Here is a 734-nt window from a genome sequence, read left to right as displayed (position 1 = left end):
CTGCTCCTGCCCTGTGCGACGCAGGCCGTGCCCTGCGGTGTCGCACGTATCCCCGCGCGCGCCCCCGAGCCGTCCCCGCCGCCGCGCGCGGAGCCGTCGCCGCCGGTCGCGGCGCGGCCCGTACCCCTCCAGCAGGCACCCCTGACCGGTCGGGTGGCGGCCGGTTAGACTCGCCCGGCTGTACGAACGATCTTCTTACGGGGTGATTGGCAAAAGATGTCGACCGAGACCGGTACGGAGACCCACTGGGACACCGAGCCGCAGCAGGCGGCGACCACGACCGCGCAGGGCGTCACCGCTGGTGACGCCTCCGGCGCGGGCAAGCACCGGGGGCCGGTGGCCGAGCACGACGAGGCCACGGCTCCGCGCGGGCGCCACCGCAGGCAGGGCGCGCACTCCTGACACGGAGTGTTCCGCGGACACGGAAGTCCCGCTCGTACGCCGCCACAAGCGGTGTGCGGGCGGGACTTCTCCGTGGTCCGGCGGCGCGGGCGGCCCTCACTCCCGCTTGAGGCCGAGGACCTCCGACGCCGCGAAGGTCTCGCCCGCCGGGCGGTCGGCGTAGTACGGGGAGATCAGGCCGTCCAGCTCCTCGAAGGTGAACGTCTCCTTGGCCGCGTCGAACTTCGCCGCCACCTTCGGCCGCTCCACGATCGCGACCATGCCGCCGTGCACCACGAGGAGCTGCCCGTTGACCCGGGCGGCGGCGGGCGAGGCGAGGTAGCCCACGAGGG

At 74.3% G+C, this 734-nt stretch carries 1 protein-coding gene and 1 pseudogene; one reads left to right on the top strand and one right to left on the bottom strand.

Translation table 11 applies throughout. The features are described from left to right. Positions 1–216 precede the first annotated feature (216 nt). Positions 217–402, top strand: coding sequence for a hypothetical protein (locus AB8Z36_RS40875; RefSeq protein ID WP_369218403.1), 186 nt, complete (start codon positions 217–219; stop codon positions 400–402). Between the two features lie 96 nt (positions 403–498). Here AB8Z36_RS40875 and AB8Z36_RS40870 read toward each other — a convergent pair. Continuing rightward, positions 499–734: pseudogene (locus AB8Z36_RS40870) on the bottom strand (short chain dehydrogenase); the annotation flags it as partial.

Origin of the sequence: Streptomyces flavofungini (genome assembly GCF_041028215.1) — a bacterium.
GTDB lineage: Bacteria > Actinomycetota > Actinomycetes > Streptomycetales > Streptomycetaceae > Streptomyces > Streptomyces flavofungini_B.
Note: the sequence above shows the minus strand (reverse complement) of the source record. Positions and strands in the feature narration are given on the sequence as shown.

Bases quoted from the DNA above. Each gene is read 5' to 3' on its own strand.
- AB8Z36_RS40875 (WP_369218403.1), top strand. From the start codon at position 217: ATGTCGACCGAGACCGGTACGGAGACCCACTGGGACACCGAGCCGCAG.